Annotated in this window: 26 protein-coding genes; 9 read left to right on the forward strand and 17 right to left on the reverse strand. The window is 69.4% G+C overall.

All coding sequences use genetic code 11. The features are described from left to right. Positions 1 to 5: 5 nt before the first annotated feature. Positions 6 to 1442 (reverse strand): aminotransferase-like domain-containing protein, encoded by a 1437-nt coding sequence (locus tag HNV26_RS03610; protein WP_253816188.1) that lies wholly within the window; start codon positions 1440 to 1442, stop codon positions 6 to 8. Positions 1443 to 1638: 196 nt separating this feature from the next. Between HNV26_RS03610 and HNV26_RS03615 the strand changes: the two genes are divergently transcribed. Then, complete coding sequence (locus HNV26_RS03615) at positions 1639 to 1980, forward strand: DUF2917 domain-containing protein (protein WP_216611761.1); 342 nt, start codon at positions 1639 to 1641, stop codon at positions 1978 to 1980. A gap of 35 nt (positions 1981 to 2015) precedes the next feature. After that, positions 2016 to 2792: a hypothetical protein gene (locus tag HNV26_RS03620; RefSeq protein ID WP_253816189.1), complete on the forward strand. Its 777-nt coding sequence runs from the start codon at positions 2016 to 2018 to the stop codon at positions 2790 to 2792. 31 nt (positions 2793 to 2823) lie between these two features. Here HNV26_RS03620 and HNV26_RS38145 read toward each other — a convergent pair whose 3' ends face one another. Together HNV26_RS38145 and HNV26_RS03635 are read right to left on the reverse strand one after the other, a co-directional pair. Beyond that, a complete protein-coding gene (locus HNV26_RS38145) occupies positions 2824 to 4125 on the reverse strand; it encodes a hypothetical protein (protein ID WP_244172147.1) in 1302 nt (433 codons plus the stop codon). 105 nt (positions 4126 to 4230) lie between these two features. Continuing rightward, positions 4231 to 5220 (reverse strand): PD40 domain-containing protein, encoded by a 990-nt coding sequence (locus HNV26_RS03635; protein ID WP_171440015.1) that lies wholly within the window; start codon positions 5218 to 5220, stop codon positions 4231 to 4233. Between the two features lie 57 nt (positions 5221 to 5277). Here HNV26_RS03635 and HNV26_RS03640 point away from each other — a divergent pair, with 57 nt between their 5' ends. Then, the gene (locus HNV26_RS03640; RefSeq protein WP_171440016.1) at positions 5278 to 6153 is read left to right on the forward strand and encodes a helix-turn-helix domain-containing protein; all 876 of its coding nucleotides are present in this window, start codon (positions 5278 to 5280) and stop codon (positions 6151 to 6153) included. A gap of 197 nt (positions 6154 to 6350) precedes the next feature. Continuing rightward, on the forward strand, positions 6351 to 7067 hold the full coding sequence (locus tag HNV26_RS03645; RefSeq protein WP_171440017.1) for a class I SAM-dependent methyltransferase: 717 nt from the start codon (positions 6351 to 6353) through the stop codon (positions 7065 to 7067). Positions 7068 to 7169: 102 nt separating this feature from the next. Here the strand turns inward: HNV26_RS03645 and HNV26_RS03650 are convergent, their stop codons facing one another. The 9 genes from HNV26_RS03650 to HNV26_RS03690 all read right to left on the reverse strand — a co-directional run bounded on the left by HNV26_RS03650 (position 7170) and on the right by HNV26_RS03690 (position 15457). After that, positions 7170 to 7778 carry a hypothetical protein gene (locus HNV26_RS03650; RefSeq protein WP_171440018.1) on the reverse strand — a complete coding sequence of 203 codons (609 nt, stop codon included), beginning with the start codon at positions 7776 to 7778 and terminating at the stop codon, positions 7170 to 7172. 85 nt (positions 7779 to 7863) lie between these two features. Continuing rightward, positions 7864 to 10929, reverse strand: a complete 3066-nt coding sequence (locus tag HNV26_RS03655) for a serine/threonine-protein kinase (protein WP_171440019.1) — start codon at positions 10927 to 10929, stop codon at positions 7864 to 7866. Further along, the gene (locus HNV26_RS03660) at positions 10926 to 11831 is read right to left on the reverse strand and encodes a transcriptional regulator (RefSeq protein WP_436410028.1); all 906 of its coding nucleotides are present in this window, start codon (positions 11829 to 11831) and stop codon (positions 10926 to 10928) included. Before HNV26_RS03660 ends, HNV26_RS03655 begins: the two co-directional genes overlap by 4 nt. A gap of 200 nt (positions 11832 to 12031) precedes the next feature. Then, entirely contained in the window at positions 12032 to 13027 is a 996-nt protein-coding gene (gene map, locus HNV26_RS03665) for a type I methionyl aminopeptidase (protein WP_171440020.1), read from the reverse strand. Further along, on the reverse strand, positions 13024 to 13245 hold the full coding sequence (locus HNV26_RS03670; protein ID WP_171440021.1) for a hypothetical protein: 222 nt from the start codon (positions 13243 to 13245) through the stop codon (positions 13024 to 13026). Before HNV26_RS03670 ends, map begins: the two co-directional genes overlap by 4 nt. A gap of 120 nt (positions 13246 to 13365) precedes the next feature. Continuing rightward, the gene (locus HNV26_RS03675) at positions 13366 to 13629 is read right to left on the reverse strand and encodes a TraR/DksA family transcriptional regulator (RefSeq protein WP_171440022.1); all 264 of its coding nucleotides are present in this window, start codon (positions 13627 to 13629) and stop codon (positions 13366 to 13368) included. Positions 13630 to 13794: 165 nt separating this feature from the next. After that, entirely contained in the window at positions 13795 to 14442 is a 648-nt protein-coding gene (locus HNV26_RS03680; protein ID WP_253816190.1) for an START domain-containing protein, read from the reverse strand. A 158-nt stretch (positions 14443 to 14600) separates the two neighbouring features. After that, entirely contained in the window at positions 14601 to 14840 is a 240-nt protein-coding gene (locus tag HNV26_RS03685) for a hypothetical protein (protein ID WP_011557007.1), read from the reverse strand. Beyond that, entirely contained in the window at positions 14837 to 15457 is a 621-nt protein-coding gene (locus tag HNV26_RS03690) for a hypothetical protein (RefSeq protein WP_171440024.1), read from the reverse strand. The genes HNV26_RS03685 and HNV26_RS03690 overlap by 4 nt, the downstream gene beginning before the upstream one ends. 133 nt (positions 15458 to 15590) lie before the next feature. Between HNV26_RS03690 and HNV26_RS03695 the strand changes: the two genes are divergently transcribed. From HNV26_RS03695 to HNV26_RS03705, 3 genes are all read left to right on the forward strand, one after another. After that, complete coding sequence (locus HNV26_RS03695) at positions 15591 to 16142, forward strand: glutathione peroxidase (RefSeq protein WP_171440025.1); 552 nt, start codon at positions 15591 to 15593, stop codon at positions 16140 to 16142. Positions 16143 to 16237: 95 nt separating this feature from the next. Next, entirely contained in the window at positions 16238 to 17746 is a 1509-nt protein-coding gene (locus tag HNV26_RS03700) for an HAD-IG family 5'-nucleotidase (RefSeq protein ID WP_171440026.1), read from the forward strand. A 150-nt stretch (positions 17747 to 17896) separates the two neighbouring features. Next, positions 17897 to 18394, forward strand: coding sequence for a hypothetical protein (locus HNV26_RS03705; protein WP_011557011.1), 498 nt, complete (start codon positions 17897 to 17899; stop codon positions 18392 to 18394). A gap of 61 nt (positions 18395 to 18455) precedes the next feature. Here HNV26_RS03705 and fghA read toward each other — a convergent pair whose 3' ends face one another. Genes fghA through frmR form a run of 3 tightly spaced genes read right to left on the reverse strand, consistent with a single transcriptional unit; the run spans position 18456 to position 20738 of the window. After that, the gene (gene fghA, locus HNV26_RS03710) at positions 18456 to 19307 is read right to left on the reverse strand and encodes an S-formylglutathione hydrolase (RefSeq protein ID WP_171440027.1); all 852 of its coding nucleotides are present in this window, start codon (positions 19305 to 19307) and stop codon (positions 18456 to 18458) included. A gap of 2 nt (positions 19308 to 19309) precedes the next feature. Beyond that, positions 19310 to 20419, reverse strand: a complete 1110-nt coding sequence (locus HNV26_RS03715) for an S-(hydroxymethyl)glutathione dehydrogenase/class III alcohol dehydrogenase (RefSeq protein WP_171440028.1) — start codon at positions 20417 to 20419, stop codon at positions 19310 to 19312. Positions 20420 to 20462: 43 nt separating this feature from the next. Next, entirely contained in the window at positions 20463 to 20738 is a 276-nt protein-coding gene (frmR, locus tag HNV26_RS03720) for a formaldehyde-responsive transcriptional repressor FrmR (protein WP_002636402.1), read from the reverse strand. Between the two features lie 206 nt (positions 20739 to 20944). Here frmR and HNV26_RS03725 point away from each other — a divergent pair, with 206 nt between their 5' ends. Further along, positions 20945 to 21244 (forward strand): hypothetical protein, encoded by a 300-nt coding sequence (locus HNV26_RS03725; protein ID WP_253816191.1) that lies wholly within the window; start codon positions 20945 to 20947, stop codon positions 21242 to 21244. 60 nt (positions 21245 to 21304) lie between these two features. Here the strand turns inward: HNV26_RS03725 and HNV26_RS03730 are convergent, their stop codons facing one another. After that, on the reverse strand, positions 21305 to 21964 hold the full coding sequence (locus HNV26_RS03730; RefSeq protein ID WP_253816192.1) for a hypothetical protein: 660 nt from the start codon (positions 21962 to 21964) through the stop codon (positions 21305 to 21307). A 163-nt stretch (positions 21965 to 22127) separates the two neighbouring features. Here HNV26_RS03730 and HNV26_RS03735 point away from each other — a divergent pair, with 163 nt between their 5' ends. Then, positions 22128 to 22529, forward strand: a complete 402-nt coding sequence (locus HNV26_RS03735) for a hypothetical protein (RefSeq protein WP_171440031.1) — start codon at positions 22128 to 22130, stop codon at positions 22527 to 22529. 227 nt (positions 22530 to 22756) lie between these two features. Here the strand turns inward: HNV26_RS03735 and HNV26_RS03740 are convergent. After that, positions 22757 to 23221: hypothetical protein (locus tag HNV26_RS03740; RefSeq protein ID WP_216611762.1), on the reverse strand; the 465-nt coding region annotated here is incomplete at its 5' end.

Consider the following 23221-nt stretch of genomic DNA (forward strand, 5'->3'; position numbering starts at 1 on the left):
CGACGTCAGGTCAGTCCGCGCGCCAGCGCCCCCAGCGTGGACATGGCCGCCTCGATGCGCGGCGTCCACGGGTGGCCACAGTTCAGCCGGAAGCAGTGGCGATAGGAATCCATCCGCGCGGAGAAGATGGGCCCCGGGGCGATGCTGATGCCCGCATCCAGGGCCTTCGCACTCAACGCCAGCGAGTCCACCTGCCGCGGCAACTCCACCCAGAGCAGCGCGCCGCCCGAGGGCCGCGTCACGCGCGTGCCTTCGGGGAAGAACTCCGCCACCGCCTCGGCCATGCGCTCCACCTGCGCGGCGAGCCGGCGGCGCAAGGAGCGCAGATGCCTGTCATAGCCTCCATTCTGAAGGAAGCGCGCAATCGCATACTGGGGCACGGTGGCGGTCGTCACGGAGGTGGAGAACTTGAGCAACTCCACCCGCTCCCGGAAGCGGCCCGGCGCCACGTAGCCCACGCGGAAGCCCGGCGCGAGCGTCTTCGAAAACGAGCTGCACAGCAGCACGTTGCCGCGCGTGTCGAATGCCTTGCATGCGCGCGGACGCTCGGCGCCGAAGTGCAGGTCTCCGTAGATGTCGTCCTCGATGAGCGGCACGTCGTGAGCATCCAGCAGGTTCACCAGCCGCTGGCGCCGCACGTCGGGCATGCAGCTGCCCACCGGATTGCTGAAGCTGGGCACCGCCAGCACCGCGGCGATGCGCCGCCGCGTCAGCGCCGCCTCCAGCGCCTCCATCTGCATGCCGTTGCGTGGGCAGCACGGAATCTCCAGCGCGCGCAGGCCCAGCGCTTCGATGGACTGCAGCGTTCCGTAGTAAGCGGGGGACTCGATGGCGATGGTGTCTCCCGGGCGGGCCACCGCGAGCAGGCACAGGTGGATGGCCTCGGACGCGCCGAAGGTGGTGATGAAGTCGTCCGCGGCCAGCGAGCAGCCCCAGTCCAGGGAGCGGCGCGCGAGCTGCTGGCGCAGCTCCGGACACCCGGGCAGCGCGTCGTACTGGATGCTCCGGTCGCGCGATTCGCGGCTGAGCGCGTTCAGCTCGCGGTACAGCCTGCGGACGGGCAGCAGCTCCGGCGCAGGCGAGGCGGCGCCCAGCTTGACCATGTGGGCATCCCCCATGGACCGGTAGACGCTCGCGACGAGCCCGCTGACGGTGACAGCGGTGGCGCTGGACGCGGGCCGGGACACCTGGGGCTCCGCCAGCCGGGGCCGCTCACGGCGGCGCACGTAGTGGCCGGACTGGGGGCGCGTCTCGATGAGCCCCAGGGACTCCAGGTGCAGGTAGGCCTGCAGGACGGTGGAGATGCTCACCCGCTCGCGCAGGCTGAGCTGCCGCACGGACGGTAGCCTGTCTCCAGGCTGCAAGGTGCCCGCGGAGATGGCATCCGCGAGCCGCTCGGCCACCTGCTCGTAGAGCTTTGCTTTGTGTGCCACCGCGCCCATGGCTCCTCCCGAGGTGAGCCGCATCCACCACGGCCGGTATCGGAGACGAGAACGGGCCCGTTGCCCAGATACAGCTCCCGCCGACGGCGACCGGCACAGTTCATTGGAGCAGAACTGTACCGATAACAATCTCACCTGACTGAATCTGTTCCGCATCCGCCCGGGAGCGCATGTTGGCGCCCTGGAGGACGCGGTGATGTGGGACTGGATGAGGACGGTGGTGAGCGGGCTGCGGCTCGAAGCAGCGCCAACGCGGAACGTGGGCCCGGTTCACCTGGCCCAGGGCGCCTTGTGGAGCGAGCGCACCCGGAGCGGACATCCGCTGACGCTGACGTGTCGCGAAGGCATGCTGTGGCTCACCTGCGAGGGCGATGCGAGAGACTACGTGCTGCACCCTGGCGACACGCTGCGCATGGAGCGCTCCGGGCACGTGGTGGTGCAGGCGCTGACGCCCTCGCGCTTCTGCCTGATGCAGCGCGCTCCGGTCCAGACGCCGTGCACGCCTCCCGTGAGGAAGCATGAGGGGCTCGTCCGATAGCCGGTGCCATGCCCTGCCTTGCTATCGTCCGCGCCATGCCCAGCCTCCCTGACTGTCGCCGCCTCGCCTCGGCCCTCACGCTCGTGTCTTCGCTCCTCACCGCGCAGGCCGCGGAGGTCTCCCCGGCGGAACGGGTGGAGACCTCGCCGGGCCTGTCACCTGATGCCGTGCGACGCGCCTTCGACAACCAACGCCAGACGCTCGCGTCCTGCATGCGCCTGGTCTCCATCCAGCGCGGGAACGGCAAGGCCCCTCATTCGATTGAGTTCGTTCCCTGGAAGGCCGGCCCCGACACGGATGATCGCATCCGGGTGCGCTTCACCCTGGCGCCAGACGGCAAGGTCCAGAAAGAAGAAAGACAGACGGAGGCATGGGGCGTGCGATCGCTGTTCCTCGACCCAGGCTGCGTGGAAGAGCGGGTGAAGACCTGGTCCTTCCCGACCTTTCCAGGCAACCATGACGAGCGGGTGCAGGTGGAACTATGGGCGCGGTTCCGGACCACGGAGGCGGAACGGACGGCGGCAGCCACCCGGTTGCGTGAATTCTACGGCGACTTCTGCAAGGCCCTTTCCGCATTGAAAGTCACCCAGCAGCCTCAGGCAGGCGTGGCGTGGCGCGCCACCATCAAACGCTTCCTCGCCGAGCACGGCGCGCGCGTCGACCCACGCATCGGCACGGCCATGCAGGCGGTCGGAGACATCGCGGGCCACGACCTGCCAGGCGCCATCTCGACTTATGAGCTCAGCATGGAAGAGTCGCTCGCCACGACCATTCCATGCCCGAAGCTCCGCGCCTGGGTGAAGGAGGGGTGAGCCCCAGGCCGGCCCCTCCTCGCCGGCCCACTCAGAGCACTTCGCGCAGGTTGCCCTCCACGATGCGCGTCAACTGCGTCACGCGCTTGTGGAGCCAGAACCCGAAGGGCTGGATGCGCTCGGGCTTCGTCATCCTGGGCAGCTTCTGGATGCTCTCATCGAAGCCGACCACGGCGTGTTCGCGCGTCGGGGACTTCGTGCGCAGGTCAAAGGCGAAGGACCTGCCGGTGTGCCAGCCGCCGTGGAACACGGTGAGGCGCTCCAGCTCCGCGTTTCCAGTCGCCTCGACGAGGCCGTCGAGGTCATAGACGTCGTCGGCGATCTCCAGGCAGCTCCAGCCTCCTCCCGAAACGTTTCCGCACGGGAACGTGGGCAGGCCATTGTCGACCGCGTTGTCCACAATCCAAGTGATGGAGCCGTACACGCGCAGGAAGTAATCCCAGCTCGACTCTGTCTTCCTGGGCTTGAGCGCCTTCACGCCATTCCAACGTCCGATGCGGTGCTTGTAGACACGCTTGAAGAAGGACAGATTCTGGTCGAGCGAGCCCATGCGCTTGGGCTCCTTCTTCACGTCGAGGTGCTCCGCGACGAAGTGCGCCTTGGGGTAGCGCGCGTGAAGGTCCTTGAGCATGGCGATGGCGGTGTCGACCGCCGCGAACGCGTCCTGCGGCTTGGAGAAGGTGGGCGCCTTGGGAGCAGCGGGCTTCTTCGGCGCGCCCTTCGGAGCCGCGGGCTCGGGGTTGGAATGGGCAGCGTCCCGGAGCTCCACGTTGCGCAGGACGAAGCCAGCCTTCTCCTGGGCACGGATGCGCTGCTCCGCCCGCTGGATGGCGGCCTCGCGGCTGCCGGCGGCCGTCTCCTTGCGGTAGTTCTCGACGGTCCGATTCCCATCGACCCAGATGACCCATTGGGTCGAGGCACCCTTGCGATACTCCCGCACCGTGATGCGCTTCCGGTTCGCGTTCCAGGGCGTGCCATCGCGGAAGCCCAGCTTCCGGTAGCGCGCCACCAGGGCCTCGACGTCCGACGCGTCGCAGAGGGAGACGAGGTGGGCGCCGTTCAGGGTGCCTCGGCGGACCACGGCCTTCTCTCCGCGCACCTCCACGTCGACGAAGAGCTGGGACAGCAGCTTGAAGAGCGTGAAGCGCCCCGTCACGGGAGCGGACACCTTCAGTGCCTTGGGCTCCGGCTTGTAGAGGGTGCCCGCGCTCCAGACTCGCAGCTCGCCCCCCGCCGAGTAGAGCCAGACCTCGTCCTTCACATCGAGCTGAGGCTCCGAGTACCAGATGGCGTCGCCGCCGTTGAGTTCCTGTAGGCGCTTCCAGTCGGACATACGCCCCCCTCTCGCATGGGGCTGACGAGGGGTCAACGGTAGCACCGGCTCAACGGCCCGAGCCGCGCGCGCAGCCGGCCAGGAGGACGCGCTCCGCTGCCGGCTTCACAACCCCAGCGCGCTCATGGGGATGCGGTACATGTCCCCCGTGCCGCGGCCAATGCCCTGGACGGCGCTGTCATCCCGTGGCGCATCGAAACGTGCCCCCACGTCGCCCGTGAAGGGGCGCGTGCTGCTGAAGTAGAGCCACTTTCCGTCGGGGGAGACGCTGTGGTTGTAGTCGCTCGCGGGCGTGTTGATGCCTTCGCAGAGCCGGCGTGCAGGTGTCCATGCGCCATCCACCTTGCGGCTGAGGAACAAGTCGTATCCGCCCAGGCCGTCTTCCCGCCGCAGTGCACTGAAGATGAGGTAGCGCTCATCAGGCGCAATCCACGGCTCGAGCTCATGGACCGACGAATTGATGGCGGGCCCCAGGTTCTCTGGCGGCTGGTAGGCGCCGTCGACCCAGCGGGAGACCCAGAGGTCGCTGCCACCCAATGTGCCGTCTCGCTCACCCCCGAAGTAGAGATTGCCATTGGCGGCCACGGCCGGTGACCACTCGTCGCGGTGCTTGTCGTTGACGGGAGCCGGAAGGCGTCGCGCGTCCTCCCATGCTCCGTCGGTGTCCAGCGACGCGGCCCAGATGTCATACGAGCTTCGGGGACCTTGCTCCCCAGGCTCGGGACGGTTGGAGATGAAGTACACCGTGCGCCCGTCGGGTGAGAAGTGTGGGTCCGCGTTGCTCCACTCGGTGGCGAAGCGCGGGAGCACCGGACGGGACCAGTGCCCTTCATCGGTCAGCTGCGTTTCGTAGAGCGTATAGTGTTGGAAACGGTCATCTGCCCTTCCAAAGAGCACGCGTCGCTGGTCTGGAGAGAAGGCCATGAAGAAGTCCCAGGCCCCGGTGGTGAAGAGCCCCGCGCCGTAGAGTTCAGGCGTGCAGGTGCCCCCGTGATTCTCCAGCGCCTCCGCGGGCCGTCCACCGTGTGCGCCACAGCCCAGCTCCCAGAGCGTCATCATCAAGAGCACGCCTCGCATCGACGACATCCCCGCCATGTACGGCTCCTCCTGGACGTTGCTTCAGCACCACGGCGGTCGGGATAGCATCGGCCCATGAGGCGAAACTTTGGGAATGTTGCGGTGCTTCCCGAACGGGCTCCCGGCTATCACGCGCTCAGCGAGGGCGAGGCCTTCGACATCAGTGACTGTGTCTGTCGAGCAGGCGCCCGCAGCCCCATCTTCGGCGGCGAGCACGCACAGGTCTGCATCAGTGTCGTGCTGTCCGGCGTGTTCCATGTCCGGAGCCCCGAGGGGGCCGCGGTGGTGGGGCCGGGCGCGCTGGTGCTCGGGAACCGGTCGGCGCCTTATGAGTTCCGGCACGTCGATGATGGAGGGGACCGCTCGCTCGTCATCGAGTGCTCCGACGCGCTACTGGACGATGCCCTCCGCTCGCTGGGGCGCTCCCATCGAGGAACGCGCCCCTTCGCGCGCGTCTGCGCTCCGGCGTCGCTCACATCGGTGAACGCAGTGCTCCTCGCGCGACAAGCACTCGAGAGTGGCCAGGTGGAGGACCTGCGAGAGGCGGCACTGGCGGTGGTGGACGCGGGGGTGACGCTGGGAAGCAACCCGACGGAGACACGGGTGGAGGTCTCCGACCTTCAGGCGCGCAGAGTGGCCCGGGTCCTGCGGTATCTCGAATCAAGGTTCATGGAGGACTGCTCGCTGGACACGCTCGCGGACGTCGCGGGGCTCACGAGCTTTCACTTCCTTCGCATGTTCCGAGCAGTGACGGGGCAGACCCCCCGCCAACTCGTCATCGCCACACGGCTTCGCGTGGCGGCCTCGGCGCTGCGCGGCAGCCGTGCGCGAATCACCGACGTCGCCCTGGAAGCCGGCTTCGGGGACCTGTCCCACTTCACGACGAGCTTCACGCGAGCGTTCGGTCTCTCGCCTCGTGCCTACCGCGCTCGCGCGCTCAAGCACGCCTGACCGCCGCGGCAGGCGTGGCTCGCGTTCACCATGGGGGGCCCCCTTTCGAAGTGAAACGCGCCGCCGCCCTCACTCGCCTGGATGGCAGCCGTGGGACGGACCTGCGCTTCCGCCGATCCCACCTGAATCCCCGCCCTCCCATTCACCCGAGCCAGAACGCATCCTCGAAGCCCACTACGACTTTCCGAGGACCTCTCATGGCTCACGACCACCACCATCCCGCCCACCACATCGTTCCAGGATTTGGCGCGGACCGCGCCGCTCACTACGACGCCCAGGCGTCCGTCGCGCTCGCGGGCACCCAGGCCCTGTATGAACTCGGCGTCAGCACGCTGACGGCCCAGCTCGACGGCCAGGACGCGGCCTCGCTGCTCTTCGTGGGAGTGGGCACGGGTGCGGAGTTGATGCCCTACACCCGCTTCGACGTCCCCGGCTGGCGCTTCACGGGCGTGGACCCCTCCGACGCCATGCTCGACGTCGCGCAAAAGCGCCTGGAGGCGGAGGGCCTCCTCTCGCGCACGCACCTGCACCACGGCGAGCTCCACACGCTCCCGTCCGGCCCCCTCTTTGATGGCGCGCAGATGATGGGCGTCCTTCACCACGTGGAGGGTGAAGCAGCCCGCCTCGATTTGCTCCGGGAAGTCGCCCGTCGGCTCAAGCCCGGAGCCCCTCTCGTCGTAGGCTGCCGCATCGGCATGGACCCCGAGCTGTTGAACGTGGAGCTCCGGCGATGGCGGGCCTATGGCACCCCACGGGAGGAACTGGAGCGTCGGCGCGAGCGCTTCATGACGCTGCGGCCCATCGAATCCGATGCCGCCCTGTTCGCGATGCTCGCCCATGCGGGACTGGTCGCGCCGAAGCCGCTCTTCGTGTCGCTTCAGTTCAAGGTGTTCCTGGCGAGATACGCGCCCTGAGAGCGACCGCCGAGCCCGGAGCGCGCAGCCGGAGGAGTCCGGCCACGCGCGTCCACGGACTCACGCCACGGAGGAGGAGCTCATGAGATTGAGCCCCGGCGCTCACCCGGCGCAGCTCTGCTGCCCCGTCATGGGCTTGTTCGTCGTCGTGGCACAGGAGCAGACGCTCCCCCGACACTTGAACGAGGCGCTCTCCTCACACAGGTCATTCACCCGCTTCCAACGGAGGATGGTCCCCCGCGAGTCGTCCTGGTCCTGGGTGAAGAGCTCGTCGCCCCGGACCGCGAAGGAATGGACCTCGGTGACGAGGTTGTCCAGCGGCCCCTCGCTGTAGTCGTCGCATGAGGAGGCCCGGGTCAGCTCCAGCTTCCCGTTGCTCACCTTCCAGGTGCCCAGGTAGTTGTTCCAGCTCCCCCCCAGCAGGATGACGGAGTTGCCACGGAGGACCATCGCCGCGTCGTAGCCGATGCCCTGCTCGACGCGGTAGGTGCCCTCCCGGAGGGTGCCCCCCGTCAGAGGCGGTGCGTTCGTCACCTCGTTGGTGTCCGCGCTCCACGTCGTGCACCACCCCACCGCGGAGCACTGGAGCGCGTTGCCGCCCCCTCCTCCTCCGCCGCCTCCTTCACCGTCCTTGTCGTCTTCCTTGGAGTCACCACACGCCACAGCGAGGAGGGAGAGCGACAGCACCAACGCACGCGTCAGGTTCTTCATCGGAACTTCCCGGAAAAAGGTTCATGGGGATTTGCCCCCCACAAAGAGACATCCCGGGAGCCATCGTTGCGTCGAAATCGGACGGCTAGCGCGGACAGCGGTCCTTTTCGGCGCGAGCCTCGGCGACTTCACCTGGGTAGGCCTTGCGCCAGGGCTCCCACTCCAGCCACGCCCTGCGCGCCTCCTGACACGCCTCGTCAGCCGCCCCGGACAGACGCAAGGCCTGGGCAAGCCGCCGCCGCGCCAGGGGAACCCGCGCGGACGTCACCTGTTCGCTCGCGAGCGCCGCCAGCGCCGTCCTCAAGGGCGCCACCGCCTCCGCTGGCGCGCGCCTCGCCAGATGGATGTCGCCCAGCAGCACCAGCGCCTTGATGCGCTCCGGCGCCACCGGCCCCCAGTCCCGCTCCAGCCTCGCGAGCGCCCGCTCCGCGTGGCCCCGAGCCTCCTCGACGCGCCCCAGGAACAGCAGGGCATCCGCGAGCCAGCGAAGCCCCTCCCCCTCCAGCTCACCTCGCGCCAGCAACGACTCCTGGAGCGCGACGCCGCGCGCATGGAAGCCCCGAGCCTCCTTCGCGCGCCCCAGCAATCGCAACAGCCGCCCCACCTCGTGCAGGTCCAGCGCGACCTCCGGATGCGTGGCGCCGTACACGCGCTCACGGTGGGCCAGGCTGCGCCGGGCCTGCTCCAGCTCGGCCTCGCGCGCGCCCAGCTCGCCCAGCACCCCCGTCCGGTTCGACGTCATGCCCATGAGCACCGCGTCCGCGCCCTCCGGCGGCACGCTCTTGCGAGCGACCGCGAGGCTCTGCTCCGCCGCGCGCAGCGCCTCCGGCCCCCGCCCCCACTCGAAATAGATGACGGCCAGGTTGGACAACGTGCGCGCCACCACGAGGTGTTCCTCGCCCAGGCTGCGGCGGAGGCTGGCCAGCGCCCGCTGCACGACGGCCTCCGCGCGGGCCAGCTCGCCCGCGTGGGCCAGCGTGCCGCCCAGGTTCACCAGGGCCCTGGCGGTGTCGCGGTGGTCGGGGCCATGCAAGTCCTCTTGAAGCCGCAGCGCCTCTTCCTGCCAGCGCTTCGCCTCCAGGAGCCGGCCCTGATGCCGGGCCAGCAAGCCCAGACGTCCATTGAGCTCCGCGCGGGCAGCGGCATGGGAGACGCCCTTCGCCGTGACGCGGTCCAGCGCCTCGCGCAGCAGTGGCTCCGCCTCGGAGAAACGTCCCTCCTGCTCGAACAACTCGGCGCGGACATAGTTCAACAGCGCGTCGAACTCGGGGTCGCGCAGCGGCTCAGCCACCGCCTGAGCGCGGTTCAGATAGGCCCAGGCATCCTCTGTCCGTCCCAGGTCATGGCCACTCAACCACGCCTGGGCATAGAGCACCCGGGCCAGCACGGCATGATGGCGCCCCGCCTCCGCGGCGAGGCCGGCCTGGACCAGCGAGGCTCGCGCATCCTCGAACGCACTGGCGTCTTCCTGGAGCGTGGCGCACAGCAGGTGGGCCTCCGCCTCCAGCGGGCGGTAGCGCGTGCGTACGGCCCGCTCCCGTGCCGCCAGCGCCACCTTCAACGCCTCCGGCGTATGCCCCGCGAACAGCCCCGCGTTCGCCCGGGCCAGCTCCGCCCGGACCGCCGTCACCTCCAACAGCACGGCCGGGTCCTCCGGAGGCGCCACGGCCTCCATCAACGTCCTCACGTCCGAGCAGCGCCGCAGGCTCGCCAACGAGCCCCCCAGCCCGAAGCCGCGCGCCACGGTGCGGGCGTCCGCCTTCTGGAGCGCCGCCACCACGCGGGTCACCTCCTCCAGCCGCTCGTCGAGGCAGGCCATCCGCAGGCCCAGGACCTGGTCTGGCTGCTCACCCCAGACCCGCGTGGCCTCGCAGGCCTCCTGGTGCTCGCGCGTCCATTCCAGCTTCCAGCGCTCCAGCGCCGCCGCCACCGCGGAGAAGGACGCCTCCGCGTCCGGGGCGCTCGTGGCCAGGAAGGCCCGCCGGGTGGACTCCCGCATCTGCGCATCCCAGACGCCCGCGAAGTGCCGCTCACTGCCCTGACACAGCGCTTGAGGCGGCGGCCTGGACAGCAACCCGAAAACAGTCAGCCCCGTCAGGACCGCGCCCAGCATCACCAGGGCGACCGTGCGCCTGCGCGCCACGGGGTCCCGAGACAACTGCGCACGCAGCGCCTCCATGGAGGAGAACCGCTCCGCGGGGTCGGCGGAGAGCCCGCGCCGGACGACGGCCCGCAGCCACGCGGGGACACCGGCGCGCTCCGGCCGCACGGCATTCCGCGCCACCTGCTCCAGCAAGGCCTCACGCGTATTTCCCTCGAAGGGACGCTGGCCGTTGAGCGCCTCGTAGAGCGCGACACAGAAGGAGAACTGGTCCGAACGGGCGTCACCGTGCTCGCCGCGGAGCTGTTCGGGCGCGCCGTAGGCCAGCGTGCCCAGCAAGGTCCCCGTGACGGTGAGGGACGCCGAAGTCACCGCGCCGGGAGCCGCCGCTCCGGGCACCAGGGTCGCGTTGGCCAGGCCGAAGTCAGTGATGCGGACGAGGCCCCCCTTCGTCAGCAAGACATTGTCCGGCTTGAAGTCCCGGTGGACGATGCCCAGCGCGTGCGACGCGGCCAGTCCATCCGCCGCCTGTCGGAAGCGCTCGAGCACCTCCCGGAGCGGGCGCGGTTGCTCCGCCAGCCAGCGCCGCAGCGTGCCGCCCTCCAGGAACTCCATCACCAGGAAGAGCTGCCCCTGGTACTCGCCCACGTCATGGAGGCTGGCGATGTGCGGGTGGGACAGCTTCGCCATGATGCGGGCCTCGCGCTCCAGGCGTTGCCGCGCCAGGGCCAGCGAGTCCTCCTGGAAACGCTCCGGCTTGAGCAGCTTCAGCGCCACCTTGCGGTCCAGCTCGGGGTCATACGCGACATGAACCCGGCCCATGCCGCCCTCGCCCAGCAGCCCCAGCACCACGTAGCGCCCCACCCGTGTGCCCGTGGCGAGCGGCCCCACCTCCGCGAAGGAGGTCCGCGCCTCATCCGGGCTCAGCGCGGCGAGCACGCTCCGGCACTCGGCGCAGCCGGCGACGTGGGCACGCACCTGTTGCTCACGCTCGGAGGAGAGCTGGCCTTCCAGGTGGCGCGCGAGGTCGTTCTCGTCCGGGCAGCTCATTCCTTCGCCGCCAGGAGTCCGGACAGGCTCACGTCGAGACGGCCATGAACGGCCCGCATCATGCTGTCCAGCTCCTCCTGGGAGAGCGACAGCCGCTCCGTCAGCCCCTCGTGCGTGCGCGTCTCCAGCAGCGCCTTCACCCCGGACAGCCGCCGGGACAGGGTGGACTTGTGCACGCCGTAGAGCTCCCCCATGCGAGACAGCGACAGATGCTCGACGAAGTGGAGACGCAGCAACTCCCGGTCCTCGTCATCCAGGGAGGCCACCGCCTGGACGAAGGCGGCGCGCACGTGCGAGCGGGCCTCCTCACGGACCAGCCCCAGCTCCAGCCCGCCTTGCGCGGGGTCCGCGGCCAGCATCTCCGCGTCCACCCGGGCCTCCTGCCCCTGGGCCTTTCGCATCCGGAGCGCGAGGCGCACCGCGGAGATGTTGACCCAGTGCAACAACGACCCCACGCCCGCATAGCCAAGGAGCCGGGGCGGCGAGTCGGGCCGAGGCATCAGCAGATTTCCCCGGAGCGCCTGAAGCACTTCATCCACGAACGTGGGCGAGGGGTGAAGCCGCGCGAGCGAGCCATGCAGCTTGCGCAGGACCTGCGCTTCGAAGAGGTCCGCCGCCCCCGGCGTCCCTTGAGCGCAGGCGAGCGCAAGGGCGAGGTCCCTTGCGTGCAAACGTTCCAGCGCGACGACGGGGTCCTCCGCCTCGGAGAGCCGTTCCCCCAGGTGCCGCGCGAACACCAGGGGCTCGGGCGCCGCGCACTGAAGGGAGGCCGCCTCACGCAGGGCCAGGGCGAGCGCCCGCGGCGCCTCCGGCGCGGAGCGCAAGCGGCCCGCGGCGGCGGTGTCCATCGAACGAAGAACCGTCTCGAGAATCTCCTCGGGAAGAGCGCTGTCCGTACCCATGAGATGGTGATTTCCCGTGGCGATGAGGCCACATCCCCTCCCCGGAATCTCTAGCACGAATGCCTGAGCGGGCTCCCGGGCCTCTGAGCGGCGCCCCCCTGCGCGGGGCCGCGCTCTCCCGACGGGCTACACCCCTGACAGCGACCTCCGGGGAGCCGGAGCGCACGGCCGGAGGAGTCCGGCCGCGCGCGTCCACGGGCTCACGCCACGGTGAGGATTTCCGCGCCCTGCTCGGTGACGAGCAGGGTGTGCTCGAACTGGGCGCTGCGGCTGCCGTCGGCGGTGACGGCGGTCCACTCGTCATCCCAGGTGCGGTGACCCCAGCCGCCCAGGTTGATCATCGGCTCGACGGTGAAAATCATGCCGGGCTGCATGACGGTGTCGGCCTCGGCCTCGTAGTAGTGCGGAATCTGGAGCGCGGTGTGGAACGTCTCGCCGATGCCGTGGCCGCAGTACGCGCGCACCACGCTCATGCCGTGCTGGGTGGCGTGCGTCTCGATGGCGCGGCCGATGTCGCTGATGGGACGGCCCGGCTTCACCGCGGCGATGCCCTGCTCCAGGCACTCGCGCGTCACGCGCACCAGCCGCTGGCTCTCTTCGTCCACGTTGCCCACGAAGTACGTCGCCGAGCAGTCACCGTGCACACCATCCAGGTAGATGGTGACGTCCAGGTTGACGATGTCGCCGTCCTCCAGCGGCCGGCTGTCCGGGATGCCGTGGCAGATGACCTCGTTGACGGACGTGCAGAGCGACTTCGGGTAGCGGTGGTAGTTGAGCGTGCTGGGGTACCCGCCCCGCTTGATGTAGGCCTCATGGGTAATCGCATCCAGCTCGTCCGTGGTGATGCCCGGACGCACGTGCGAAGCCACCTCTTGCAGCACCTCGGCGGCGGCCTTGCAGGCCTTGCGCATGCGGGCGATGACGTCCGGCGTCTTGATGTCGGAGCCCGCGTCCTTGCGCGACGGGCGGCCCGTCAGTGCGTAGTCCGGACGGGGGATGTGGAGCGGCACCTCGCGGCGCGGGCTGATGACGCCCGGGCGGATGCCCTTGCGAAGCACGTCCGGGCCCTTCTTGCGCGCCTCGGCGGCGTCCGCGCCGCGGTGGCACTTCTTGTACTTGCTGCCACTGCCACACCAGCAGGTGTCGTTGGGGCCCGGAAGCACGGCGGGCGGGGAACGGGGAACAGCGGTCGTCATGACTCACCTCCAGCGCGGAGCTGCTCGGACTTACGGGCGCGCATCCAGCGCACCACCTGGGGACGAAGCCAAAGCCGGGGCCGCCCCGTGCCCAGGTCCAGGACGGGCCGGGGCATGTCGGGATAGCGGCGCAGGTAGGTGCTGACGCTGTTGGCGTGGCGCAGGCGCAGCAACCCGGCCACCGCCTGAGCGTCAATCAGGTCTTCGGTCTTCACCATGGGACACATTTCGGGCGTGTCTATACCCCTAGACATGCACCCATGCACGGCTTCTTTCCCAGACGGGACGGCGGCACTGCTCGCCAGGCGACGCCGCCCGCCCGGGCAGGGAGCGGGCCTTCAGCGCGCCAGGGCGGCACACGTCAGGCAGTGCCGGGCCTCCGGAACAGCGCGCAGCCGGTGCCGGCCAATGGCCCCGCCGCAGCGCGCGCACCGGCCGAACTCACCATGGGCGATGCGCGTCAGCGCCTCCTCGATGTCCCGCAACTCCTGCTCCTCCGCCTCGGTGAAGGACAGTCCCTCCCCCCCCAACGAGGCCCGAGCGCGCAGCCGGTGGCTGCGTTGCCGCAATGCTTCCTGGGCCTCCCGAGCCAGCAGCTCCATGTTCGTCTCCCACTGCGGCCACCCCGGCCACTCCGGCCCCTCGGCCCAGCAGGAGATAATGCTTTCAGGAAGCGTGCCTTGCGGTGCGCGGCGCTACAGCCCTGAAAACGCGCAAGGCTTGCGCTCCCCGGGCCAGGGCCCTGCATCGGTTGCGGCGCACCGGCGTCACTCCGCGCGTGCCCGGGCCGCGGCGTGCTGCCGGGCGCGCTTCTCCACCGCGCGGAAGGTGTCCTCCACGGCGTCCTTCTGTCCCATGCGCGCCAGGAAGCCAGGAATGGAGCCGGCCGGGTCCACGGTGAAGCGGTACACGGCATGGGACTTCCCTTCGCCCCGAGGCTCCACGCGCCAGCTTCCCTCGTTGAGCCGGATGCGAACGGTGCCGCGCCGCTGGGGAATGGCGTCCGGCGTCGCCTGCCAGCGCTGCGCGAACACACCCGAGCCGTCCTCCGCCAGCCTGGACTCCAACACCACGTTGCAGATGTAGTCGCGCGAGGACACCACCGGGAGGTCCAGCTTCGTGTACGTGAGCTGCCCCTCGTCCGGCAGGTCCTTCAGGATGCGGGACTCCTTCACATACGGCATCCAGCGCCGGTAGGCGTCCACGTCCCGCAGCACCGCCTGGACATCCGCGGCGCTCGCGGCCAGCTCGCCCTCCGCCCACACGTCCTTGGCCTCGGAGCCCGGGCGCGCGCGGACCTTCACCACGTAAGGCTTCTCCGCCACCGTCTTCCACGCCTCTTCCGCGCGGGCGGCTCCGGCGGCGAGCCCCAGCACACAGGCGGACAGGACCGCACCACTCCACGACATCTTCATGCAAGCATCCTTCGCGGCTCGGGCCGGATGTGACGTCACGTCAGCATCCGACACCCTGGCGCGGCGGCGCATTCACGAATGCGCAACGGGCCCACGCAAGCACCGTCCCCGAGCCACCTTCCGAAGGTGGCCCGGGACGGCCCCCCCCACGCCGCGCCCTACGGCACGCGGACGGCCCGCCCGCCGAACGCCGGGCTGGCCATGACATCCATGGCCAGACGGTCCGCGTAGGGGCGGCCCAGCCGGCCGTAGGCCTCGGCTTCCTGCTCGGTGAGGACCACGCGCACCGTGAACTGGGCGATGCCCCCCACCACCACGTCGAGGAAGAGCGCCCCCTCCGCCGAGCGCACCAGCCGGTACATGAGGGGGCTCTGGATGAGGACCTGCTCCTCGCTCACGGAATCTCCGTCACCACTGCCTGGGAGACGGGCGCGTCGATGACCATCAGCTCCGGCACGCCGCCAGAGGTGTAGCCACCGAACTTGAAGCAGTCCGTGTCCTCCTCGCTGGTGCACTTCCAGACGCCCGGGTCGCTGTCCACGGGCAGGCGCACGCACACGCCGGTGGCCGCCAGGTCCAGCGTCATCATCCGCAGCGGTCCTTCAAAGTTCTTCGCCGGCAGGCCCAGCGCCTGGCCAATCACCGCCGGGTCATGCGCGCCATTCACCATCGACTTCTCGACGGCGGCCTGGATGGTCTCCGACGGCGCGGCGAACAGATAGCAACCGCTCTCATTGCAGCGGCCAAAGTTCTGCGCGTTCGGCTTCACCACGAAGTTCTGGTACGCGGCGTCCGTCATCAGCCACGACACCTTCTTGCCAGGGAAGTTCTTCGCCAGGTGCTGGTCCACGCTCCACGGGCTGGCGCGCTCATCGGCCTCGCGGGAGATTTGCGCCTGCTGCGCATCACAAGCCTGCGGCTGCGTCGGGGTGGGGGTGACGCTGCCGCCTCCCGTGTGCTTGCAGCCGGACAGCAGGAAGACACCAAGGAGCAGGCTCCGAATCGTCCACGTCATGGGCAGTTCTCCAAAGAGGGAAGGAGTGAAAGAGGTGGCGGAACCTACCTCCTGTCGGCCCATGGATAGTTGTGATTTCTGGATTTTATAATCTCCCCAGCCCGCCCCCCTCCGAGCGGTTATAGGGTGCGGCATGAGCCAGAACCTCTACGACATTCCCCTCAAGTCCATCGACGGTGCCCCGCAGTCGCTCGGCCAGTTCAAGGGCAAGGTCCTGCTGGTGGTCAACGTGGCCTCCAAGTGCGGCCTGACGCCCCAGTACGAAGGCCTGGAGAAGCTCTACGAGCGCAAGCGCGCCGAGGGCTTCGAGGTGCTGGGCTTCCCGGCCAACAACTTCCTGGGCCAGGAGCCGGGCAGCGAGTCGGAAATCAAGGCGTTCTGCACGCTGACCTACGACGTGAAGTTCCCGCTGTTCTCCAAGATTTCGGTGGTGGGCGCGGACAAGCACCCGCTCTACCACGCGCTGACGGGCGCCATCCCGGACGCCGTGGGCGAAGGCCCCATGCGCAGCCGGCTCCAGGGCTACGGCATCACCGCCAACCCCGTGCCGGAAGTGCAGTGGAACTTCGAGAAGTTCCTCATCGGGCGTGACGGCCGCGTCGCCGCGCGTTTCGCACCGGACGTCGCCGCGGACGATGCGCGTCTGCTGTCCGCCATCGACGCGGAGCTCGCGAAGCAGGCCTGAGCCGGCCGGGGCGCCGCTGGACTTCCGCCGTCCAGCGGACGGGCCCTGACGAAAGCAGTGACTTTTCGCGCGCTCCGGGGCAAGCCAGGGGGGCCATGAGCACGTTCATTCCTGGTCCCCCGCCCGAGCGCGGACTGTTCTGCAACCGCACCCTCAACCTGCGCGCCATCAAGGCGGTGGGTTACGACATGGATTACACGCTCATCCACTACCATGTGGAGGCGTGGGAGCGCCGTGCCTACGAGCACATCCGCGACCGGCTCGTCGAGCAGGGCTGGCCGGTGGCGGACCTGTCGTTCGACCCCGAGCTGCCGATGCGCGGCCTCATCATCGACACGGAGAAGGGCAACCTCCTCAAGGCCAACCGCTTCGGCTTCGTGAAGAAGGCGCTGCACGGCACGCAGGCCATGAGCTTCGAGACCCAGCGCGACGAATACGCGCGCACCATCATCGACCTGCATGAGCAGCGCTGGGTGTTCCTCAACACGCTCTTCTCGCTATCGGAGGCGTGCATCTACGCGCAGCTCGTGGACCGGCTGGACGCCGGCCAGCTCCCAGGCCCCATGGGCTATTCGGACCTCTACGAGCACGTGCGGAAGAACCTGGACGCCACGCACATGCAGGGGCGGTTGAAGGCGGAGATCATCGCCGACCCGGAGCGCTACGTCATCGATGACCCGGAGACGCCGCTGGCCCTGCTGGACCAGCGCAACGCCGGCAAGAAGCTGCTGCTCATCACCAACAGCGAGTGGGCCTACACCGAGCCCATGATGCACTTCGCCTTCGACCGGCACCTGCCCGAAGGCATGACGTGGCGGCAGCTCTTCGACGTGGTGATTGTCTCCGCGCGCAAGCCAGAGTTCTTCACCACGCGCTCGTCGCTCTTCGAGGTGGTGGAGTCCAGCGGCGAGGCGCTGCTGCGTCCGCACTCGGGCCCCTTCAAGCCCGGCACGCCGTACTTCGGCGGCAGCGCGGTGGAGCTGGAGCGCCACCTGGGACTGAGCGGTGACCAGATTCTCTACGTGGGCGACCACATGTTCGGCGACGTGCACGTGACGAAGAACGTGCTGCGCTGGCGCACGGCGCTCATCCTGCGCGAGCTGGAGGACGAGGTGCGCTCCATCGCCTCGTTCCGCGCCACGGAGTCCCGGCTGGCCGAGCGCATGGTGGTGAAGGAGCGGCTGGAGGCGGAGAACTGCCAGATTCGCCTGGAGCTCCAGCGGCGGCGCTTCCAGTACGGCCCGCGCACGGACACGCCGTCGGAGGCGGAGCTGGTGGCGCGGCAGGCCACGCTGCGCACGGAGCTGGAGGCGCTGGACGCGGAGCTGGGGCCCCTGGCACGCGCGGCCACCGAGCTGTCCAATCCCATCTGGGGCCTGCTGACGCGCGCGGGCAATGACAAGAGCCACCTGGCCCGGCAGGTGGAGCGGTACGCGGACATCTACACGTCGCGCGTGTCCAACTTCCTGTTCGCCACGCCCTTCGTCTACCTGCGCAGCCCGCGCGGCAGCCTCCCGCATGATCCCAGCCTGCCCGGCGGCACGCCCGTCTTCGGCGCCAACGAGACCGGCGGCGGCATGTCCGGCACGGACGGAGGGGAGTAACCGGCCCACCTTGGGACTCGGCGGCATGGGGCGTCCCTGTGCCGCCGGCGTCCTACCAATCGGGGTGGATGTGTAGATCCTCGGATTCATTGAACTTTCGTTCAGTACCCCTCCGAGGAGCGGGCGGGCAGGCATCCCCCTCCACAGGGCATGTCAGACCGCCCCGGTATGAGTGCTCTCGTGAGCCACTCGACCACGAACAGCTCTTCGACGCGCGTCCTCGAGCAGCGCAACCTGCTTGGGGGCATGGACCTGCTACCGGTGCTGGGCGGCAAGGGCCGCAAGCGCGCTCGGCGCTTCCACGTCGCCTCGGAGCGGCGGGTGGGGTTCGCCGCGGCGCTGGCGCTGGTGGTGGAGCATGGCAAGCAGAAGGCGAAGGAGACGGGCGTCACGTCCCTGAGCCGCTGCCCGCGCTGCGGCCACATGGGCCCCACGGCGCAGGACTTCGGCTACCGCACCATGCGCGGTGAGCGCCGGCCCCAGTCCTGGTGCCGCGGCTGCCGTGGCCTGCACCTGGAGCCCACGGAGACGGCGCGGACCAGCAACACCGCCCCGCGCGGCGCGGACGGCTGGCTGTTCCCGCCCGAGAGCACCACCAGCACCCGCCCGCCCCGGCGTGGCAAAGGGTCGTCGACCCAGTCCCGCTGAGACACGGCCAGCCCCGACATGTCACGTCGGGGCTGACCGGAACCCGGGATGACCGTCGCGACTACGGACGCGCCTTCTCGGAACCGACGAGTGCCTTCGCGTGGTGCGCGAAGTGGTCCGCGAGGAACGTGGCGATGAAGTAGTAGCTGTGGTCGTACCCCGCGTGCCGCCGCAGCGTGAGCGGGTGGCCCGTGGCCTCGCAGGCGGCGGCCAGCAACTCCGGGCGCAATTGGGTGGCGAGGAACTCGTCGGCCTCGCCCTGGTCCACCAGGAGCGTCAGAAGCTCCTTCGCCGTCTTCACCAACTCGACGGCGTCCCAGGCCGCCCACGCGTCACGGTTGTCGCCCAGGTAGGCGGTGAAGGCCTTCTGGCCCCACGGCACCTGTGAGGGTGCGACGATGGGGGAGAAGGCGGACACGCTGCGGTAGCGGCCCGGGTGGCGCAGGGCGGTGACGAGCGCGCCATGACCGCCCATCGAATGGCCGAAGATGCCTCGCGCGTCCGTGGCCGGGAAGTGCTGCTCCACCAGCGCGGGGAGCTCCCGGGCCACGTAGTCCTGCATGCGGAAGTGCGGCGCCCAGGGAGCCTGCGTGGCGTCGAGGTAGAAGCCCGCCCCCTGCCCCAAATCGTAGGCAGCGTCATTGGCCACCGCGTCGCCACGAGGACTGGTGTCAGGCGCGACGACGATGAAGCCATGGCGCGCCGCGTGCTCCTGCGCGCCCGCCTTGGTGATGAAGTTCTGCTCGGTGCAGGTCAGGCCGGAGAGCCAGTACAGCACCGGGCAGCGCTCGCCGCGCAGCGCGGCCTCCGGCAGGTAGATGCCGAACCGCGTCTCGCCGCCCAGGGCGGAGGAGGTGTGCTTCCACACCTCCTGCCGGCCGCCAAAACTCGCGTGGTGTTCGATGCGTTCCATGGTCAGTAGTGGACGACGGTGCGGATGGACTTGCCCTCGTGCATCAGGTCGAAGGCCTCGTTGATGTCGGTCAGCGGACGCGTGTGGGTCACGAACGGCGCGAGCTGAATCTTCCCGGCCATCGCGTCCTCCACCATGCCGGGGAGCTCCGAGCGGCCCTTCACGCCACCAAAGGCGGTGCCCTTCCAGGTCCGGCCCGTGACGAGCTGGAACGGGCGGGTGGAGATCTCCTGTCCCGCGCCGGCCACGCCGATGATGATGGACTGGCCCCAGCCACGGTGCGCGCACTCGAGCGCGGCGCGCATCACGCCCACGTTGCCGATGCACTCGAAGGAGTGGTCCACGCCCCAGCCCGTCATCTCCACGATGACCTGCTGGATGGGGCGGTCATGGTCCTTGGGGTTGACGAAGTCGGTGGCGCCGAAGGCCTTCGCCAGCTCGAACTTCGCGGGGTTCGTGTCGATGGCGATGATGCGACCCGCCTTCGCCATCTGGGCGCCCTGGATGACCGCCAGGCCGATGCCACCCAGGCCGAACACCGCCACCGAATCCCCCTCCTGCACGCGGGCCGTGTTCTTCACCGCGCCCAGGCCCGTCGTCACGCCGCAGCCCAGCAGGCAGACCTGCTCGGGGTTGGCGTTCGGGTTGATGCGGGCCAGCGACACCTCCGCCACCACGGTGTACTCGCTGAAGGTGGAGCACCCCATGTAGTGGTAGACGGGCTTGCCGTTGTACGAGAAGCGCGTGGTGCCGTCCGGCATCACACCCTTGCCCTGGGTGGCACGCACCGCCACGCACAGGTTGGTCTTGCCGGACTTACAGAACAGACACTGGCCGCACTCCGCGGTGTAGAGCGGAATGACGTGGTCGCCGGGCTTCACGGACGTCACGCCCTCGCCCACCGCCTCCACCACGCCGGCCCCCTCGTGGCCGAGCACCACGGGGAAGAGACCTTCCGGATCATCCCCGGAGAGGGTGAACGCGTCGGTGTGACAGACGCCCGTGTGGGTGATGCGGACCAGGACCTCGCCCTTCCGCGGAGGCGCGACGTCGAGCTCGACGATGCTCAAGGGCTTTCCGGCTTCGAAGGCAACAGCGGCACGGGACTTCATGAGGATGCTCCTGGGGCTAGGGGGTGAAGGCAGGGACTCCCGCTCACTTGAGATAGGTGCGGACCAGCGCCGTCATGTCCCGCACCCGCTGGGCGTGGCGTGGGTCCTCGTCGGACGCCGGACCGAACTCCTCCCGAATGTGTGACTCCAGCACCTCGGACATCAGTCCGTTGATGGCGCCCCGGATGGCCGCGAGTTGCTGGAGGACCGTGCCGCATTCGGCTCCGGACTCCAACGCACGCTCCAGGGCTTCGGTCTGACCGCGGATGCGGCGGACGCGGAGCAGCGCCTTCTTCTTCTCTTCCGGCGAGTGAGGCATGGCGGCGACGACATACTGGGTGGGAGTATCCTGCCGCGATGGACATATACCCCCGGGGGGTATTCGACAAGGAATGAATGAAGGTGCCCTGACAGCGCACGGAATCTCCGCCTCCCGGCAGGCAGGGGAGCAATGACCTCCGCCGTCCCATGGAGGGGGATGGAAAAGCCGTGGCGCCGTCCTTACCTCACCCACAGGGAGGCAACATGGCCGTTCGGACCATCGTGGCAGGCATCAAGAACAGGCGGCGGGTCGGCGCGCACGGAGCCCAACCCAGCGTACAGGCCAGCAAGGGGCGCAAGACGATGCCCCACGATGACGCGGCCGCGCTGCGGCGGCAGAAGACGCTGGAGCGCGTGACGCTGGGCCCCGCCGCCGAGGCACATGAGCCCAAGAGTCATCGGCGACGCGCAACCACCCTCAAGGGCCGCAAGAAGGCCCCCAGCGAAATGAACGTGAAGCACCTCGGCGGGCCGAAGAAGCGCCTGCCCCTTCACGGCGGCTAGCATGGACACGTCGTGACGCGGCCCGCGCCCCGCGACCTCCGGGCGGGGGCCGTGCCCGTCTCAAGGGCCCGGCGGCCACAGCGCGCTGGCGCCAGGGTCCTCCGCCACGTAGACGGCCCACACGCGCTCTCCCGGGCGCCGCAGCAGGTCCGACGCGTGCGGTGAAGGCATGCGCCCTTCGACGCGCTGGCCATGCACCGTGAAGACATAATCGAGCTGTACCAGGCGTCCGGCATGCAGCGTGGGCGCCACCTGACGCTCCACCCGCGTGATTTCCGCTGCGGCCGGCAAGCCCCAGACCCATGCCTTCAACTGGCGCTGCTGCTCGCGCCGCAGTGACGCCGGCCAGCTCGTGCGCCGGAACAACAGCCCCATCCCGATGAAGATGGCGGACTGCAGGAGCAGGGGCCGCAGGAAGAACAGTCCCACCGGGAGCAGCATCCCCCCCGCCCACAGGGCCAGCGTTCCCACGAAGTAGTGCTTGTGCAGCCTGGGCCGCGAGACGGCCGCGCGCTGTGCCCGGGTCAACCTCCGCGGCGGCAACGGAGGCGGCGGGCCTCGCGCGGCGTTCAAGGCCGCCTCCAGGCTCGCGCCGCACTTCATGCAGCGTGCCTCGGCGTCCACCGTGACGGCATGCCCACAGCCAGGACAGACGATGCGGAACTCGCCCGACTCCGGCGAGAGGTACGGCGCGTCCAGGGAGAGTCGAGCGCGGCGCATGGCACCACCATCGGAGCACCTCCCCCCGCGCCGCCGCAACCCGTCCCGGAATGCCATGACGGACGCGCCACGACACCACCAGACCTGGGCACCGGGGCCCGGCTGCACCATTGCTCCCTGGCATCCCCCACCCGGCGTTCCTACCTGTGTCGCTGGAGGTTGCATGCCAGAGAAGAGTCAGACGGAGCGCGTGAAGCGCGCGAAGCGGCAGGGAACGACGTTGGAGCTCAAGCCCACCGACGTGCAGCTCGCCAGCGCGGACAGCACGCACCACGCGAAGAAGAGCGGCCGGCGGGCCCTGGGGAAACGGACCTTCGCGGACCGCAGCGTCAGTCCTCGCCACGCACCAGGAAGCGGCCTCACGGCGAAAAGCCGCAAGCTGCCCGAACCAGAGCCAGGCCAGAGCAGCACCTCGCGGCGCAAGACATTGCCGTCCGCGGCCGCCGTGGCCTACCGCAAGGAGGGCCGCCCCAAGAAGACGACAGGACGCGGCGATACGACCCCGCTGAAGGCGGGCAAGGTCTACAAGCGCGCGGGCGCCCGGAAGACGAGCATCCGCGCCTGAGGCCCTTCCAGCCTGGAGCCATGCGCGACGAGCCATGACTCCAGGCCGTGGAAGGCGACGACGCGGCCAGCACCCACCGCATCGCCTACGAGGCCCGCTCGCTCGCAGACCTCGAGGCGGGGCTCGTGCAGCTCGCCAGCGAGAAAAAACCCGCCCGTTCACGAGCCCACAGCCGGACCTCCGCGCGAGTGGTAGCACCCATCCGCTGCGTCCGTTCCCCCTCGCGCTCATTCCTCGGGGGCGACGCCGTTCACCTCCTCGGCCAGCCTGCGGACCTCGTCGTGCAGCTCGCGCAACTGTCCCAGGTTGCGCTGAAGGAGCGCGTCAATCTGCGCCCCCCGCTGCACGTCGCCTTGTGACATGGCGTCCTCACGCTCGCGCGCCAACCGCACCACGTCTCGCTCCACCAGCGCCGCCAGCCGCGCCATCTTCTCCAGCTCCCACTGGGCTGTTTGTGGCAGCTCGGGCTCGATGTCGTCGTTGTCCTCAGGCGAAGAAAAGGAGACCTCTGGCTCGGGCACCACGGGCTCGGGCGCCATCCGGGCCACCGAGACCTGGGGCGCCTCTTGCCGAGGCGCGGGAGCGGGCGGCGCCACCTCGGGGGCCATCACCGGTACCACGCGGCTGGCGGCGCTGGTGGAGCGAGACGTGGTGCGGTTGGCGCGCGAGCGTGAGGACGCCATGTCACAAGG

It is taken from the genome of Myxococcus xanthus (genome assembly GCF_013116825.1).
Lineage (GTDB): Bacteria > Myxococcota > Myxococcia > Myxococcales > Myxococcaceae > Myxococcus > Myxococcus xanthus_B.